The organism is Candidatus Flexifilum breve (genome assembly GCF_016713355.1).
In genome coordinates this window covers 12,177-26,957 of record NZ_JADJPI010000011.1, presented here as the reverse complement: position 1 = coordinate 26,957, position 14,781 = coordinate 12,177, and the positions used below count along the sequence as shown (strand labels likewise).

13 protein-coding genes, 1 tRNA gene and 1 pseudogene are annotated in these 14,781 nt (G+C 59.8%); 11 read left to right on the top strand and 4 right to left on the bottom strand.

Going from position 1 to position 14,781, the window contains the following annotated elements:
* The first annotated feature begins 70 nt into the window (after nt 1-70).
* Nucleotides 71-1,089 (top strand): annotated as a pseudogene (gene gap, locus IPK17_RS40525) (type I glyceraldehyde-3-phosphate dehydrogenase).
* A 72-nt stretch (nt 1,090-1,161) separates the two neighbouring features.
* Nucleotides 1,162-1,671: a hypothetical protein gene (locus IPK17_RS11895; protein ID WP_343417909.1), complete on the top strand. Its 510-nt coding sequence runs from the start codon at nt 1,162-1,164 to the stop codon at nt 1,669-1,671.
* Nucleotides 1,672-2,000: 329 nt separating this feature from the next.
* On the opposite strand, the gene IPK17_RS11890 is transcribed toward IPK17_RS11895, so the two are convergent.
* From IPK17_RS11890 to IPK17_RS11880, 3 genes are all read right to left on the bottom strand, one after another.
* Nucleotides 2,001-2,795, bottom strand: a complete 795-nt coding sequence (locus IPK17_RS11890) for an LGFP repeat-containing protein (RefSeq protein WP_343417908.1) — start codon at nt 2,793-2,795, stop codon at nt 2,001-2,003.
* A gap of 158 nt (nt 2,796-2,953) precedes the next feature.
* Nucleotides 2,954-3,670: a hypothetical protein gene (locus tag IPK17_RS11885; protein WP_343417907.1), complete on the bottom strand. Its 717-nt coding sequence runs from the start codon at nt 3,668-3,670 to the stop codon at nt 2,954-2,956.
* Nucleotides 3,633-4,844, bottom strand: coding sequence for a protein O-mannosyl-transferase family (locus IPK17_RS11880; protein ID WP_343417906.1), 1,212 nt, complete (start codon nt 4,842-4,844; stop codon nt 3,633-3,635). The genes IPK17_RS11885 and IPK17_RS11880 overlap by 38 nt, the downstream gene beginning before the upstream one ends.
* Before the next feature lie 71 nt (nt 4,845-4,915).
* Between IPK17_RS11880 and IPK17_RS11875 the strand changes: the two genes are divergently transcribed.
* Nucleotides 4,916-5,395 carry a peroxiredoxin gene (locus IPK17_RS11875; RefSeq protein ID WP_343417905.1) on the top strand — a complete coding sequence of 160 codons (480 nt, stop codon included), beginning with the start codon at nt 4,916-4,918 and terminating at the stop codon, nt 5,393-5,395.
* Between the two features lie 228 nt (nt 5,396-5,623).
* A complete protein-coding gene (gene bcp / locus IPK17_RS11870; RefSeq protein WP_343417904.1) occupies nt 5,624-6,082 on the top strand; it encodes a thioredoxin-dependent thiol peroxidase in 459 nt (152 codons plus the stop codon).
* 211 nt (nt 6,083-6,293) lie between these two features.
* On the opposite strand, the gene IPK17_RS11865 is transcribed toward bcp, so the two are convergent.
* A complete protein-coding gene (locus IPK17_RS11865; RefSeq protein ID WP_343417903.1) occupies nt 6,294-6,746 on the bottom strand; it encodes a hypothetical protein in 453 nt (150 codons plus the stop codon).
* 66 nt (nt 6,747-6,812) lie between these two features.
* On the opposite strand from IPK17_RS11865, the gene IPK17_RS11860 reads away from it, so the two are divergent.
* The 7 genes from IPK17_RS11860 (at nt 6,813) to IPK17_RS11830 (ending at nt 14,679) form a co-directional block, all read left to right on the top strand.
* Nucleotides 6,813-8,153 (top strand): SH3 domain-containing protein, encoded by a 1,341-nt coding sequence (locus IPK17_RS11860; protein ID WP_343418259.1) that lies wholly within the window; start codon nt 6,813-6,815, stop codon nt 8,151-8,153.
* Nucleotides 8,154-8,620: 467 nt separating this feature from the next.
* Entirely contained in the window at nt 8,621-9,883 is a 1,263-nt protein-coding gene (locus IPK17_RS11855) for a cation:proton antiporter (protein WP_343417902.1), read from the top strand.
* Nucleotides 9,849-10,223 (top strand): P-II family nitrogen regulator, encoded by a 375-nt coding sequence (locus IPK17_RS11850; RefSeq protein WP_343417901.1) that lies wholly within the window; start codon nt 9,849-9,851, stop codon nt 10,221-10,223. The genes IPK17_RS11855 and IPK17_RS11850 overlap by 35 nt, the downstream gene beginning before the upstream one ends.
* Nucleotides 10,224-10,271: 48 nt before the next feature.
* A tRNA-Gln gene (locus IPK17_RS11845) sits at nt 10,272-10,342 on the top strand.
* Between the two features lie 481 nt (nt 10,343-10,823).
* Nucleotides 10,824-11,993, top strand: coding sequence for a pentapeptide repeat-containing protein (locus IPK17_RS11840; protein ID WP_343417900.1), 1,170 nt, complete (start codon nt 10,824-10,826; stop codon nt 11,991-11,993).
* On the top strand, nt 11,983-12,249 hold the full coding sequence (locus IPK17_RS11835) for a hypothetical protein (RefSeq protein ID WP_343417899.1): 267 nt from the start codon (nt 11,983-11,985) through the stop codon (nt 12,247-12,249). Before IPK17_RS11840 ends, IPK17_RS11835 begins: the two co-directional genes overlap by 11 nt.
* 42 nt (nt 12,250-12,291) lie before the next feature.
* Entirely contained in the window at nt 12,292-14,679 is a 2,388-nt protein-coding gene (locus IPK17_RS11830) for an ATPase, T2SS/T4P/T4SS family (RefSeq protein WP_343417898.1), read from the top strand.
* Nucleotides 14,680-14,781 lie beyond the last annotated feature (102 nt).

Below are 14,781 nucleotides of genomic sequence, written 5' to 3'. Positions count from 1 at the left end.
GAATGTAAACATTCACGTTAAGAACACGTCAAATTAGGAGATCTACTTCTATGAATAGGAGCATCAGTCTATGGCTGTGCGGGTTGCGATCAACGGTCTTGGTCGAATCGGACGGGCGGCGTTTAAGCTGCTCATGGATACGCCGGAACTGGAACTGGTTGCGGTCAACGACATTGGGTCGTTGGAAAACATGGTCTATCTCCTCAAGTACGATACCGTTTACGGTCGGTACGCCCGCAGCGTCGAAGCGGGCGATGGCAACATCGTCGTCGATGGCAAATCGATCGCTTACCTCAGCGAAAAAGACCCGACGAAGCTCCCCTGGGGTGCCATGAACGTCGAACTGGTCTTTGAATGTACGGGCATCTTCACCAAGCAGGAAGACGCGGCCAAGCACATCACGGCGGGCGCGAAGTGGGTCATCCTCTCCGGCCCCACCAGCAGCGCCGATGTGCCGACGGTCGTCCACGGCGTTAACCGTCCAGACGGACAGAAAAACATTCTCTCGTGCGCGAGCTGCACGACGAACAATATCGGCCCGATCATGGAGATCATGCAGCGGCATTTCGGCGTTGAAAAGGCGCTTATGACCACGCTGCACGCCTACACCGCCACGCAAATGCTCGTGGACAGCCCCGGGGGCAAGAAAGACATGCGCCGGGGACGCGCGGCAGCGGCGAACTTCGTGCCCTCGAGCACGGGCGCGCCACGGCGACGGCGAAAGCGCTGCCGGAACTGGAAGGCAAGTTCGACGGGGTGTCGGTGCGCGGACCAGTGCCGATTGTGTCGATGGCGGACATCACCCTCCTTCTCAGCCGCAATACCACCGTCGAGGAAATCAACGATGTGTTCCGCCGGGAAGCGGCGACTGAACGCTACGACGGCATCCTCGGGGTGGCGGAAGAGGAACTGGTCTCGTCGGATCTCATTCAGGACTCGCGTGCCTCCGTCGTGCAGGCGGATATGACGCGCGTCGTCGACGGCAACCTCGTCAAAGTGATGAGCTGGTATGACAACGAGTGGGGCTTCACCAACCAGATGATCAAGACGGCGCTGGTGTCGCTCGGCATGCGCGAATACGCCTACTAAAGCTCAGCTGCTGCGTCACTTTTCATCTAGGGGCAGGCCGCGGCTTGCCCCTACTCGCGGTATACTCGAGTCATGAAACGACTACGCAAGAAGACCATCCTCGAACAGATCTCCGAGATTCGCGGGCGAGCGCAGTTGGACGAACTCGCGCGCATCCTCGACGGGTTGAACGCGCTCGACGCGCTCGATCTGCTGCGGGCGAAACGCTTCTCGCCGAATTTGAGCTGGGGCGCGAAAGCCTTCACCGGCAAACAGCCGACACCATGGGTCGGCGCGCTGATCTGGCATCGTCCGGCGGGGTATTTCGGTTATAAAACGCTCACGGTGATCGGTGTGTGGGCGGTCGCGGAGGCGGAAGCGACGCGGATCATCGTCGGCTCAAAGCTGCTGGCGTTCACTGCGCCGTTCTACGAGGCGGAAGCGTATCACAAGTTGATTCGCGACAGCTTCGACCTGTACTACACGGATCGCGGCACGCCCCCAGAACAGAATCGCTGGGTGTTCACCACGCTGTACGATCCCGCGCAGCGCCTCGAACTGCGCGATCAGCTTCCGAGTCTGCTGGCGCAGTGCGTGACCTAAATCACTTGGCTAGGTGGGTTTTGCGGACGCGATAAATCGCGTCCCTACGAAGAAATTTCTAGGTAGGAACGCCATTCGGAGGGTGCCTAATAAGGGTGTCGTCTGTAGGGACGAGGCATCCCTCGTCCTCATTTCTAGAGAAGGATACAGAGGACAAGGCATGCCTTGTCCCTACTCGCTCCTCAAGATACCTACGTTTTTTAGATACCCTCTTCATGGCGTCCGCCGTCCCCGACAGAATTAGCCCCTATTTTACGAATTCGCCGACACGCTTTATCTCCTGTACTTTGCGCCCTCGCGTCTTCGCGTCTTTGCGTTGAGTCTTTGCTTTAATACGGCCCGTAGGCGGTGCCGTCGTCGCGACCGACGAGCGTGAACACCTGCGCCGACGTCTGATCGAAGATCAGCGCGCCGCCATCAAAGCGCTGCACAGTGATCGACACCGAGCTTTCGTCCGCCCGCGCATAGCCGAGCGTTTGCCGGATCTGCTCGTTGGCGCGCCACAGCGCCCCAAAGCTGAATTCCGGCACGCGCAGACCGTCCGGCGCTTGCGCCTGCCACCCCTGATCCGGCGGCGCAATCGGCACATACCAGTAGACGCCGCCAAGCGCACCACCCGGCGCCACCGTCCAGATTTCGCCCGTCGGCAGCCAGTACATCACCCCGCGCTCAAAGAACTGCACCGTGCCGATGTAAGGCGTTGCGGGTTCGCCGGGACAACCGAGCGCCGCGCGCGCCGACTCGTTGGTCATCCACACTGTGCCAAAGACCGCGTCGATCGGGTACAGACAGTTGATTGGGAGCGGCGTGGGCAGATTGCCCGCCGTGAGCGTACCCTGATAGCGCGCCGGGTCAACGACCGGATCGACGACCGTGTCGTTTTCGCCGAGGAACACGCCGACGTACACGGTCGGCGCGGGCGTCGCCGTCGGGATGGCCGTGGCTGGCACTGAGCGCACCGCGAGGCGCGTCGCTTCGCGTTCGGCATCGTTGGGCGTCGGCGAGAGGTAGAGTGTCGCCAGCAGCTTGTATTCGACGACGGGCGTGCCTGCCGTGGTCGCGGCATTCTGCCCGGTACACGCGCCGAGCAGGAGGGCGAGAATCAATAAGCAAATACCCGTCACCCCTAACTCCCTTCTACCACTCAAGCGGGGAGATGATCGAGACGACGAATCTGCTGGCTCCCCTCCCTGAATTCGGGGAGGGGCCGGGGGTGGGGTCGGTCGTTGGGAGGCAAAGGACGTGGCATGCCTCGTCCCTACAATGATCTGCTTCGAATCACTCACGGCAAACACTCTGGGATATCGGTGATCACATACTCAACCGTATTGCGAAACTCCCCGCTTGGCAACTGTTCATACAGACCGAAGCGGACTTCTCGCAAGCCGCCGACGCGCGGCAGCGGGTAATGGTCAGAAACGATCTCGCGCGGCGTCCACGTCGTGAGCGGACGCCAGCCATAGACAGGCGCGCTCTGATCGGCGGTGACGAGATTGTTCGCCAGATCGATCCCGTGGACGAACACGCTCAAATCGCGGTCCGGGACGGTCGGCGTGTACCAGTTGACCGCCAGCGAAAACCGCTGCTCATGACACACGAGAAAGTAATCGAGCGCGATCACGCCGTCAATCTCGGCCTGCGCGTCGACCAGACCGAGGCGCGGACGCGTGGCAATCTCGACCAGATACGGCGCGGCGGCGGTCAGGTAGATCGGCTGGCCAAGGCGCTCCTCCCACCACGAGATCGGCTGGTTGTAGAACACATCCGAGAGCGTGAACAGGCGGCTGTTCTGCAGAATGGCCGCATAGTCGGCTTTGTGATCGACGAGACCGATATCCCGGCGCATCCCGAGCACATCTCGTGCCACACCGACCGCTGCGTGATGCACGCCCCATGGCAGCATGATCGTCGCGTTGGGCGGCAGCAACTGCACGCGGTCGATGGTTTCGACTCCGGTCGGGTCAGTCGTCAGCACATGAATGAACGGCTGATTCTGCACGTAAAGGATCGCCGCGCTGATGAGGGCGAGGAGGGCAAGACCACCTCACCCCTAAATCCCCTCTCCCAAGGGCGAGGGTCTTGATTCCCCCTCTCCGCTCGGAGAGGGGGCTAGGGGGTGAGGTGAGAATCCAATCCACCAGCAGCAGCCACCCAAAGGCCAGCGCCAGCGTGACGGGGAGAATCAGCGCGGAGAGCACATCGGTATAGGCGACCACATGGAAGCCGTAGCAGACCGCGCCGACCAGCGTCAGCGTGAGCGCGGCGCGGCGGGTTTCCCGGCGGCGTACGCCGATCACCAGCCCGGCGAGGCCGAGCAGCACCCCCGGCAGCGTCAGGTCAGTGAGCAGCACCGTGTTGACGAGGTTGAAATTCGCGATCAGACCGTCGAGCGAGGTGATCGAGCCGATGAAGCGTGAAGCCTCCTTGCCCGTGAACTGATCCCAGAGGCCGGCGAGCGTCCCCGGGTCGCCGTAGACCCATGCGCCGCCTGCCTGTGCCCGCAGATAGAGGTAGCCATAGGGCAGCAGCCCCGCGAGACCGAGCAGCGCGGCGGCGATCAGCGTGAGCGGGCGGCGCAGCCCGAGCCGCACATCTGCCCACGCGGCATAGACCAGACCGGGGATGAACATGGCGACTGCGCGGTGCTGACCAATGCCGATGCCTCCAATCGATGCCAACCACAACACCCGCCAGCGCACCGCACCGCGCCACAGGGCGATGATCAGCAGCAGCGCCATGAGAAACAGCGTGTAACTGTAGACTTCGGGAATCACCGCGTGAATCCAGACCGTGCGCGTCAGCCCGTAGACCAGCACGACGAGCGCGGGCACGACCGTGCGCCCGGTGAGGTGACGCATGAGCACGTAGATCAGTCCCAGCGCCGCCAGCATCCAGATGAGCGAGACGACGGCGGGCGCGGTGACCGGGCTGACGCCGATCAGCCGCAGCGCGGCGACGGTCAGGTTGCCGGACATGACATACAGCGGGTAGCCCGTCGCGTGCAGGGTCCCCCACGTGTTCAGGACGACCTGCGTCTCACCCACATCCATCATGAAATAGTGTTCCGACCCATTGGGAATCGTCTGCAACGAAGTGACATAGACCACCAGCAGCGCGGCCAAGGGTAAAAGGGGGATGAGAGTTTGTCGCCGAATCATGCGGGCATCAGTCATTTCTATAGCGCTTCTTATTTAAGCGAGCTATATCTCACTTCAGAGTTGTTCTATCGTAACAAAGGTGGACTATGCTGACCATTGGCGAAAAAGCCCCGGATTTCGCGCTCCCGAATCAAGATGGCAAAACCGTGCGTCTGAGCGATTTCCGCGGTAAGAAAGTGGTGATCTTCGCCTTCCCCAAAGCCAACACGACGGGCTGCAATGCGCAGGCCTGTGGTTTCCGCGATGATATGGAAGAGTTTCGCACCAATAATGCCGTCGTGCTCGGTTTGAGCTGCGACGGGCAAGCCACGCTCAAAGAGTGGCAGACGAGTAAGAATCTGCCCTACGACCTGCTCTCTGATCCCAAGCATGTGATGGTCGAACAGTGGGGCGCGTGGGGCATTCCGGTCTTCGGGCTGGTCAAAGTCCCGATGATCAACCGCTCGTACTGGGTAATCGACGAAAACGGCGTGCTCATCGACCAGCAGATCAATGTGCTGCCGGGCACGAGCGTCCGCAAGGCGTTGGAGTCGGTCTCGAAGACCATCGCGGCGACCGGGGATTAGTTCGTAGGGACAGATCCCCTCTCCCCCCAACCCCTCTCCCACGCAAGCGGGGAGAGGGGAGACAAGCAAGGTTTTGAAGTCCACTCTCCTCTTTTCGGAGAGGGGGTTTAGGGGTGAGGTTGGAGTCTCGCGATCACCCCGTATCTCGACACAGAACAGATCGATCTTTACCGAGCATTACGCGCCGATGTGAACTGGATTGGCGTGCGTACACAGGAGAGACAGCAAATGCCGACCATTGGTGAGACCGCGCCGGATTTCGCGCTGCCGAATCAGGATGGCAACACCGTGCGTTTGAGCGACTTCCGCGGTAAGAAAGTCGTGCTGTTCGCCTACCCCAAGGCAGGCACGAGCGGCTGCACGACGCAGGCGTGCGGCTTCCGCGATCAGTTCCCAAAGATGGAAGCGAACGGCGTGGTCGTGCTCGGCATCAGCCCGGACGCGCCGAAAGATCAGAAAAAGTGGGCGGTCAAAGAAGGTTTGCAGTACAACCTGCTGTGTGACACCGATCATCAGGTGTTAGAGGCGTGGGGCGCGTGGGGCGAAAAGTCGATGTACGGCAAGAAGTACATGGGCGTCGTCCGCTCGCACTGGGTGATCGATGAACACGGCGTAGTCATCGACGAGCAGTTGGGCGTGAGCGCGACCGAATCGGTCGAAAAAGCGGTCAAGTCACTCGGCTGGTAACCACAACTCAGCGCAGAAAAGATACTGAACCACAGAGAACACAGAGAACACAGAGCAAAAAGATAAAGTTAACCGCAGAGTGCGCAAAGACCGCAGAGAGTGATCAGTGTTTTCTGTAGAGCCGATGCGTGCCTATCTTGTTGTTGATTTGATATTTTCCTCTGTGTTCTCCGTGTTCTCTGTGGTTAATTTTCGTTATTTCTCTGCGGTTTTAACTCGTTTCGACGTACTCCCGGCGGACGCGCTCGGTGAAATCGACCAGCGCGCGTTCGTCATAAGAGAGGCCGAGCATCTCCCACATCAGCGCGGTGAACGCCACGCCGAGCGAGTGCTCATAGCGCACCCCCGCGGCTTCATCGCCACAAATCACCGCATCGACGCCCGGCGCATCGTCCAGCAGCAGAATCACCCCGGCGGCGTAGCGCGCCCACCGGGGCAGCGGTCGATTGAGCACCGTGCGCTTGCTCTTGGCGCTCTGCCGACTGAAGGTCGCTTCAGTTTCCGTTTCCACATCGTAGACCGTGTAGCGCTCATCCTCCCCCGGCTTCGCGGCCACCCACATCACCCGTCCCGGTGGCACGACAATCCACTGGGGCGACTGGTCAGGGTAGAGAGTTTGATAATGTATCAGCAGGCGGATGGGGGGATCGACGGACAAAGGCACAGAGCAAACCTCAATCAATGGTAGAATTGAAACAATCTTACCGGAAAATCCCGAAATTCGTTGAAGATGCGAAAAATCCTGCTCTCTGGCCTTCTGTTGTTGATCATCGGCACCCGCCTATTCGCGCAGGAGCTGCCGCCTCCGACCACCTGTGACATGCTCGCGGTGTGGACGGCGGCCAGCAATGCGTGTATCAACCGCCCGGGCGGATATATCTGTAACGGCGGTTCTGCGCCCGTGGTTGAACCCGTCGGTCCGGTGAGCAATGCGCTCGGTCCGATTGGCGCACTGGTCGAATCGGGGGCGGTTGATTTCATCCGCACTGCGCCGCTCGCCGCCGATGGCAGCACCAACGGCGTCGCGTGGGTGCGCTCGACTGGAGCGCTCAACTACACGATGCTCATGCTCGGCGACGTGTCGCTGCGCGATGCCTCTCCACCGGATTTCCCGGCGTGGACCTCACTGCAGCTCGAAACCACCGTCAACGAGAACGTGTGCGGCACCGCGCCGCTCAGCACGCTCGTGCTGCAAAGCCAGATTGGTTCGGCGGCGCGCATTGTGGTCAACGGCGTGTCGATGCTGCTCAACGGCACGGTGATGACGGTCACGGAGCCGACGCGCACGCGCTTCATTGCGCTGTCCGGTCAGCACAGCTTGCTCACGTTTGGCACCGAACGCACGCTGTACATGGGGCAGGAAGTCAGCGTGACGCGTGACAGTGTGAATCCGTATGCACCCGGCGATGTGCCCAGCGATGCCTTCCCCCTCGAGCCCGCTGTGCTGACGAATTTGCCCGTCGCTCTGTTCGACCGCCCCGTGATTTTGCCGCAGCCAGGCTTCGTCATGACGCAGGGCGCGGTCAACCTGCGCTCGTCGCCGGATCAATATGCGGGCTTGATCATGCAGGTGCCCGCCGGGCAGGTCATGAGTGTGCTCGGTCAAAACCCGGAAGGCACGTGGTATCACGTGCGCCTCGAATCCGGTGAAACCGGGTGGATGCTCGGCGAACTGCTGGCGCGCAACCTCGGGGCGATTTCGTCAGTGTATTCGGAAACGCCGCTGCCCCCCCAGCGCTACGGCGATCTCGGCACGCGGGCGCAGGTCTCGGCTCCGGCGGGGGCGGCGCTGCGCCAAGGACCGGAGATCAGTTTCCCGCTGGTGGTCACGCTGCCTGATGGCACGGTGGTCAATCTGCTGGCACGCAGCCCGTACAGCCCATGGGTGAAGATCGAAGTGGGCGGCTACACCGGCTGGATCGCGTTGATCGCGCTGCAAACGCAGGCCTACATCGAAGCGCTGCCCGTCGATGCGCGCGTGCCGCTGCCGCCGCCGACCCCGCTCCCGACGCAGGTGCCGGGGACATTCGGCAATGCCTTCCCCGACCCGAACCGGGACGGGAATCCGTAGCGCGCCCCGTTCGATAGTCATGCTTGCTCACGCAGGGGCAAGGCGTACCGGTAAATGCGTAGAAGCCTGTGAAAATGGGATACAGGTCGGTTTTGGGATTTTGCGGACGCGATTCCGAGGGTGTCTAACAAGGTTATCACCTGTAGGGACGAGGCAGGCCTCGTCCTAATTTTTAGAGAACGATATAGAGGACGAGGCAGGCCTTGTCCCTACAAAAACCTCTCTCATCAAGATAACTGTGCGCTTTTTAGACACCCTCTTCATCGCGTCCCTACGAGAAGATTGTCTAGCATTTGTGTAGGGACGAGGCAGGCCTCGTCCTGAACAGTTTGGCTGGCGCTCACAGTATGCCGCGCACCTACCGGCATGCCTTACCCCTGATCTAACCTTACCCCTCGCAGCCGATTTCCCTTGCGCCGCGGCGATCTCTCCTATAGTATGATTTTTTCGCACCCTATGGAGGCGCGATGGAAAGCAACCCGGCCGTCGCCTTATTTTTAGCTATTGGACTGATCGTCGCCGCATCCCGCATTGGCGGAACCATCGCCCGCCGCTTCCATCAGCCGCGCGTACTCGGCGAACTGATCATCGGCGTGATCCTCGGCCCCACGCTAATCGATGTGCTGCATCAGTCGGTCTTTCACGGCGTGGAACTGCAAGAGACGATCAAGCTGTTCGCCGAACTCGGCGTTCTCCTGTTGATGTTCATCGTCGGCCTCGAAGTTAACATGGGCGAACTGATGAAAGTCGGGCGCGTCGGCGTGATCGCGGGCTTCGCCGGAGCCTTCGCGCCCGTGCTGCTCACCTTACCGCTTGTGCTGCTGTTTCAATACGCCTGGCAGCCAGCGCTGTTCGCCGGGGTGACGCTGGCCGCGACCTCGGTGAGCATCTCTGCACAGGTGCTGCTGGAATTGGGAGTACTGCGCACAAAGGTGGGTAACGCGCTGCTGGCCACGGCGCTCATCGATGATATTATCGCGATCCTGCTCGTTTCGCTGACCGTCGCCATCACCGGGACGGACAGCAGTGCCGCCAGCGTGGATTTCGGTTCACTGCTCTCGATCATCGTGACGATGGCGCTCTACCTCGTCGGCGCGTTCCTGCTGGCGTGGTTCATCGTCCCCAAGGTGATCAACTGGCTGTCAACACGACCATCACTGGCGCAGTCCTATGGCATTCCGGCCTTCGCCTTGATCGCGCTGCTGCTGTTCGGCTGGTCAGCGGAAGAACTTGGCGGCATGGCGGCGATCACCGGGGCATTTCTCGCGGGCGTGGGCTTCAGCCGCGCGAAAGAGCGCGTGCGCCATGATATCGAAACGGCGCTGAGCGGCATTGCCTACACGTTCCTCGTGCCAATCTTCTTCGTGGATGTCGGCCTGCAAACAGATCTGAGTACCTTCCCGCTCTCAGCACTGCCGCTGGCGCTGCTGCTGTTGGTGGTCGCCGTCGCCTCGAAAATCGGGGGGTGCGGCCTCGGCGGGCGGCTCGGCGGCTTTGCTAACGGGGATGCGCTCAGGCTCGGCGTGTGTATGATCTCACGCGGCGAGGTCGGCTTGATCATCGCCTCGTTGGGGATCGGCGTGGGCGTGTTTCGCGCCGATGATCCGCTGTTCGCGTCACTGTTTCTCGTGATCCTCGTCTCAACGCTCATCACGCCGCCGCTCGTGCGCGCGTTATTTAAGGGGGAGCAGACTCATGAAGCTGGTCGTGCTGATCACCGCGCAGGTTGAAGATGGCCTTGATGTCGCGCTGACGTGGCAGGAGGCGGGCGCGCCGGGCGTGACCATCGTCCGCGCGCATGGGCTGCACGCGCTGCAGCAGGAACTGCGCCACGGTGATGTTGAACTGCCGCGCATGATCTCGTCAATGGCGGCGGCGATGGCGGCGATTCTCGACAACATGGAAGCCCGCAATCATATGCTGCTCTCGCTGGTCGACGACCCGCTGGTGGATACGTTAATCGAGGCGACCAGCGCCGTCCTCGGCGACTTGACCGATCCCAACCATGGCATTCTGTTCGTCGTGCCGATTGAGCGGGCCATCGGCGTCCGCGATCACCGGACGACCTAGCATCGGGACTTGTCACCGAGACCCTTTCTGCTATAATTCGCGCCAGATTGGGGGATCGTCCAATGGCAGGACAACGGCCTTTGGAGCCGTGTATCTTGGTTCGAATCCAAGTCCCCCAGCTCACGGGGAAAAGGGCTTTCTGACAGTGTCAGAAAGCCCTTTTTTCTCTTAAGCGATGTTCGATTTCAAGTCTCCTGTTTATTGACTTGACCGCAAACTTTTGCTTTAGACTAAAGGTAGATTGACGGAAAGAACGTTCGAGTCCTGGTTTTGAGCCTACTTAGTTGGATGTGACTCGAACATTGTTCAGTGTAAACGCCGGGATATATCTCGGCGTTTTGTGTTGTGTGTCGCCCACGGCCAGCGGGATGGCTAGTCCTCAATCCCAAGCTGGTCAATCTGCTCATCGAACTGATCGACGATGTGCTTCTGGACGCCCACAGTTTTCGCGACGGAAATGATCGATGTTAAGATTAATTTCGAAATCGAACCGAGCTTACTGTGGTCTGCTCAATGCTTTCCAGCCCCGCCCATGCGGATTTCGAGTACACTCAAGAGAGAACTTATGCAAACTTTGGCAGTTGATCTGCCATAAAGGGCATGATGAAACGCGCGCTTTCGCGGCTCAATGTGCGGATGGTTGGCGTTGGTCTCGGCATTCTGTCGATCCTAGTTATCATCACGGGCACGCTGATCGAGCATGGCATCCAGTTTGAGCCGCTCGCCGTCTTTCGGGATTTGTGGCAGAACGTCGGGACAGACCTCGGCAGTATTGCGATCACCATCCTCGTGATCGATACATTGAACCAGCGGCGGCAAGAAGAAGCTGAACGGCAGCGGGATCGTGATCGGCTGACACGCCAGCTTGCAAGCAGCGTCAACAACGAGGCTAAACGCGCCGCCGAAGAACTGCGCGAGCGCGGCTGGCTGCTGGATGGCACCTTGCTTGGCGTCAACCTGTCGGAGGCGGATCTACACGACGCCAACTTAACGGATGCCAACCTGCGCGGGGTCAGTTTACGACGGGCGAACCTGCAAAATGTCGTGCTGCGCGGTGCTGATCTGCGCGATGCCGATTTGGAAGACGCGGATCTCTCGAATGCGGTGCTGGAAAACGTGCAGATCGAGCGGCTGAACCTGAACGGCACTTATCTGCGCGGGGTGAAGCTGGAAAAACCGCTCGGCAGTCGCTGGGATACGGTGATCGCGCTGCTGACGCAGCCCGCGCGCGATGTCGACCTAAGCCGCCGTGATCTGCGCTACGCCAATTTAAGCGGGCTGCGCGTGATCAATGGGGTATTTCTTGAAACCATGCTGTACCGCGCCCGCCTGACTGATGGATATTTCTCGAATGTCGATTTCAGCAGCGCGAATTTCTGGGGAGCGGTGCTCCGCAGTGCCGAATTCGTCAACTGTCGCTTTGTGAATGCCAATTTTCATCAAGCGGATCTCTCGGGAGCACGGTTGCTAGGCGCTCATCTGGCAGATGCCAATCTGAGCGGAGCCAACCTGACCCAAGCCGGATTGCAAAACGCGAATTTCTCCCACACCGATTTCACCGATGCCGTACTGAATTCTGCTGACTTGACGGGTGCGATTTTGACGAGCGAGCGACAGCTGCGCTTTGCCCGCAGTCTGCGCGGCGCGGTGCTGCCGGATGGCCAGCGCTATGATGGGCGCTTCGCGCTGGCAGGCGATAGAGAAGCGGCGGCGGCTCAGGGGTTTGATCTGCACAGCGAGACCGGATTGCGAGAATACTATGGCGTTTAATTCGGAAATTTACATCACGACTACGCCTTATCCCTGGGGTGTTTTGCAGCCGCTGATCGAAGATGAGACGGTCGCACAAATTCTGGTCGAAGGGTTCGGTAAACCGTCGATTTACCGCAAATCAAATCACCGTTCTGGCCGCGCGTTCGATCCCTGGTTCGGGAATGCCTTTGAGGATGAAGGGGCTTTCATCACCTGTATTCAGGCGTTGTTCCCGGACACGCCGCTTAACACGAATTCTCCGACGGCTTCCTGACACTTTGAGGATGGCACCCAGATCACGGCGGCGCTGCCGCCCGTGGCGCGCGATGGCCCGATGTTGATGATCCGCAAGCCGTCGCGCCGCACCATGACGCCGCTTGCAACTGCGGAAAATCTAGCCGACACCACGCAATCCGCCGCACTCACATTTCTGTATGCCTGTGTGTGGGCGCGGCTGACGATCTGTATCACGGGCGTCAATCCGGATGACTGCTCCCATTGGTTGGAAGTTTTGAGTGCGCTGATCCCGTCCGACGAACGGATCGCTGTAGTAGAAGCGCAGCCGTCGCTGCACCTACCCCAACCGCATGTGATCAGCCTGACGCCACGGGCGGCCAACCGTGAAGGCGCAGGCGCGGTGCCTATCAGCCGCGTGTTGAATGCCGTCTGGGATCTACGTGTCGATCGGGCGATCATCGATCCATTGGTCGATCCGGTGGCGACGATGGATACGCTCATTCGCTACAGTGGCGCCTATGAGGGTGGACTGTTCACTGTTCCGGCGGCATCGCCCCGGGCGGCTTTGTCGCTGCTGGAAGTGCAGTTTCTCGCGGCGGGTTACGATACACCAGATCGGGTCGCCCGTCGGTATGTCAGTGAAGCCATCAATGTGATTGTATATATCGATCAGCGCGGCGATCTGGCACAGGTGGTCGAAGTGCGCGGTATGGAAGGTGACAGGATCGCACTGACTCTCCTATTTGAAGGTGATTATGCATTTAGACCGACAGGAAATCTTCCGGGCTGCATGCGTGATATCGAATCTGCCGGGATCATGCTTGCGCCAGCGCTGTTCGGCATTCGTGACCCGGACTCGAAAAAGCGCCCGACATCCCGGCTTCAAGCGCTGGCGACACAGATACGGCGAGGATTCCGGCACAGTCGCCGTGAAATCTCCGCGCCTGAGCCGCTGCAATTCGACACAGTTGTTGATGCTTTGCGCAGTTATTACGAACCGCGAGCAGTATCAGCGCTTGATTCTGAACAGCAGGCGGCGAAAGCACGGCAGGCGGCCTTCGAAAAACGGCTGATACAGCGGTTCGTCGAGGTGTGGTACACGTCGAACCTCAATGTGTCACCTCACTACCCAGATCGCAGGGCGTTAAGTACAGAGGCTGACGAAATCAGAGCGCTGTTTGATTCCGTGCTTGCCCAAGAGAAAACAGGGCTTTCGGAAGCGGATCGGGATCGGCTCTATGAGCGCGTGCTGGCTGCGGTTATCGGCTACGGCCCCTTGCAAGCGCTCATCGAAGATGATACGGTCAGTGAGATTATGGTGAATGCGCCGGATCAAGTCTATATCGAGGTGCGTGGCATTCTTAAGCTTCTACCAGATGTTACCTTTGAAGATTCCGACCAACTGCTGCGGATTATGGATCGGATCACCGCGCCGCTAGGACAGCGGTTCGACGTAACAGCGCCGATCGTGAGCACCCGGCTCTCCGACGGTTCACGCGTGCAGTTGATCATGCCGCCCATCAGTCCGTCCCCGATGATCGTCATCCGTAAATTCAACAAGCGACCGCTGCAGATTGAGGATTTGATCCGTTTTGGCGCTCTGCCACCTGAGGTGGCAGAGTTTTTGCGCGCGCTCACGATCGCCGGCGCGAATATCCTGTTTTCGGGCAACGCCGGTTCTGGCAAGCTGACGCTGATGCAGGTGACCGCCAGTTTCATTCCGATGGATCGCCGAATCATCACCGCCGAATCGGCTGTCGAGATGCAGCTTCCGTTGGAGCATGTGCTGACACTGGAAAGCCGCTCGCCCAATATTGAGGGACAAGGCATGGTCACTGTCGGCGATCTCATTGCCATCGCTTTACAGCACCGCCCCGACGGGATTATCCTCGGCGAGATCGGCATGAATGAGGCTCTGGCCTATATTCAGGCGGCGAATACCGCCGATCTGATAGTCTGGACGACCATCACCGCATTTAATCCGCGTGACGCGCTCAACCGTTTGGAAAGTCTGATCCTGATGCGTAACGCGCTGCCACCTGCGCTGGTGCGCTCGCGGATCGCATCGGGGCTGCAGTTTGTGGTGCAGCAGGATCGCCTACGCGATGGTTCGCGGAAAGTCACGGCGATCAGCGAGGTGTGCGGTGTAACTGGTGACCGAGTGGAGTTGGTCGATATTTTCCGCTTTGAAGAAACGGGTTACGAAAGTGGCCGGATCATCGGTCGGACTGCGCCCACCGGGGTGATCCCAGTTCTATCGCGCCATCTTTCAAACGGGCATCACGCTTCCCCGCGAGACATTCGGGGTGAGCGACGCGCAGATGCGCGCTTTCATCGGGGACGATCAGCTCCGGCGGTTGGAAAGCTATCAGCAGCGGGAAGCGGAACGCCGGGCTGCCGAGCAACGCGAAAAAGACCGCCAGTTGAAAGAGAAACAGCGCGCAGCGCGCAAGAAGCCCGCGGCTAAATCCGTGCCGAAGGCTCGCCCGTTAATCGATGAACTTGAATTGGATGATGATTTCGGGTCTTTGGATGACGATGATGATATTTTCGCCAGTGAATGAGCAGG

Excerpts from the sequence above, each read along its gene's own strand:
- IPK17_RS11855 (WP_343417902.1), top strand. The coding sequence starts at position 8,621 with ATGGAAAGCAACCCGGCCGTCGCCTTATTTTTAGCTATTGGACTGATC.
- IPK17_RS11875 (WP_343417905.1), top strand. The coding sequence starts at position 4,916 with ATGCTGACCATTGGCGAAAAAGCCCCGGATTTCGCGCTCCCGAATCAA.
- IPK17_RS11860 (WP_343418259.1), top strand. The coding sequence starts at position 6,813 with ATGCGAAAAATCCTGCTCTCTGGCCTTCTGTTGTTGATCATCGGCACC.
- IPK17_RS11895 (WP_343417909.1), top strand. The coding sequence starts at position 1,162 with ATGAAACGACTACGCAAGAAGACCATCCTCGAACAGATCTCCGAGATT.
- IPK17_RS11880 (WP_343417906.1), bottom strand. The coding sequence starts at position 4,844 with ATGACTGATGCCCGCATGATTCGGCGACAAACTCTCATCCCCCTTTTA.
- IPK17_RS11840 (WP_343417900.1), top strand. The coding sequence starts at position 10,824 with ATGATGAAACGCGCGCTTTCGCGGCTCAATGTGCGGATGGTTGGCGTT.
- bcp (WP_343417904.1), top strand. The coding sequence starts at position 5,624 with ATGCCGACCATTGGTGAGACCGCGCCGGATTTCGCGCTGCCGAATCAG.
- IPK17_RS11850 (WP_343417901.1), top strand. The coding sequence starts at position 9,849 with ATGAAGCTGGTCGTGCTGATCACCGCGCAGGTTGAAGATGGCCTTGAT.
- IPK17_RS11835 (WP_343417899.1), top strand. The coding sequence starts at position 11,983 with ATGGCGTTTAATTCGGAAATTTACATCACGACTACGCCTTATCCCTGG.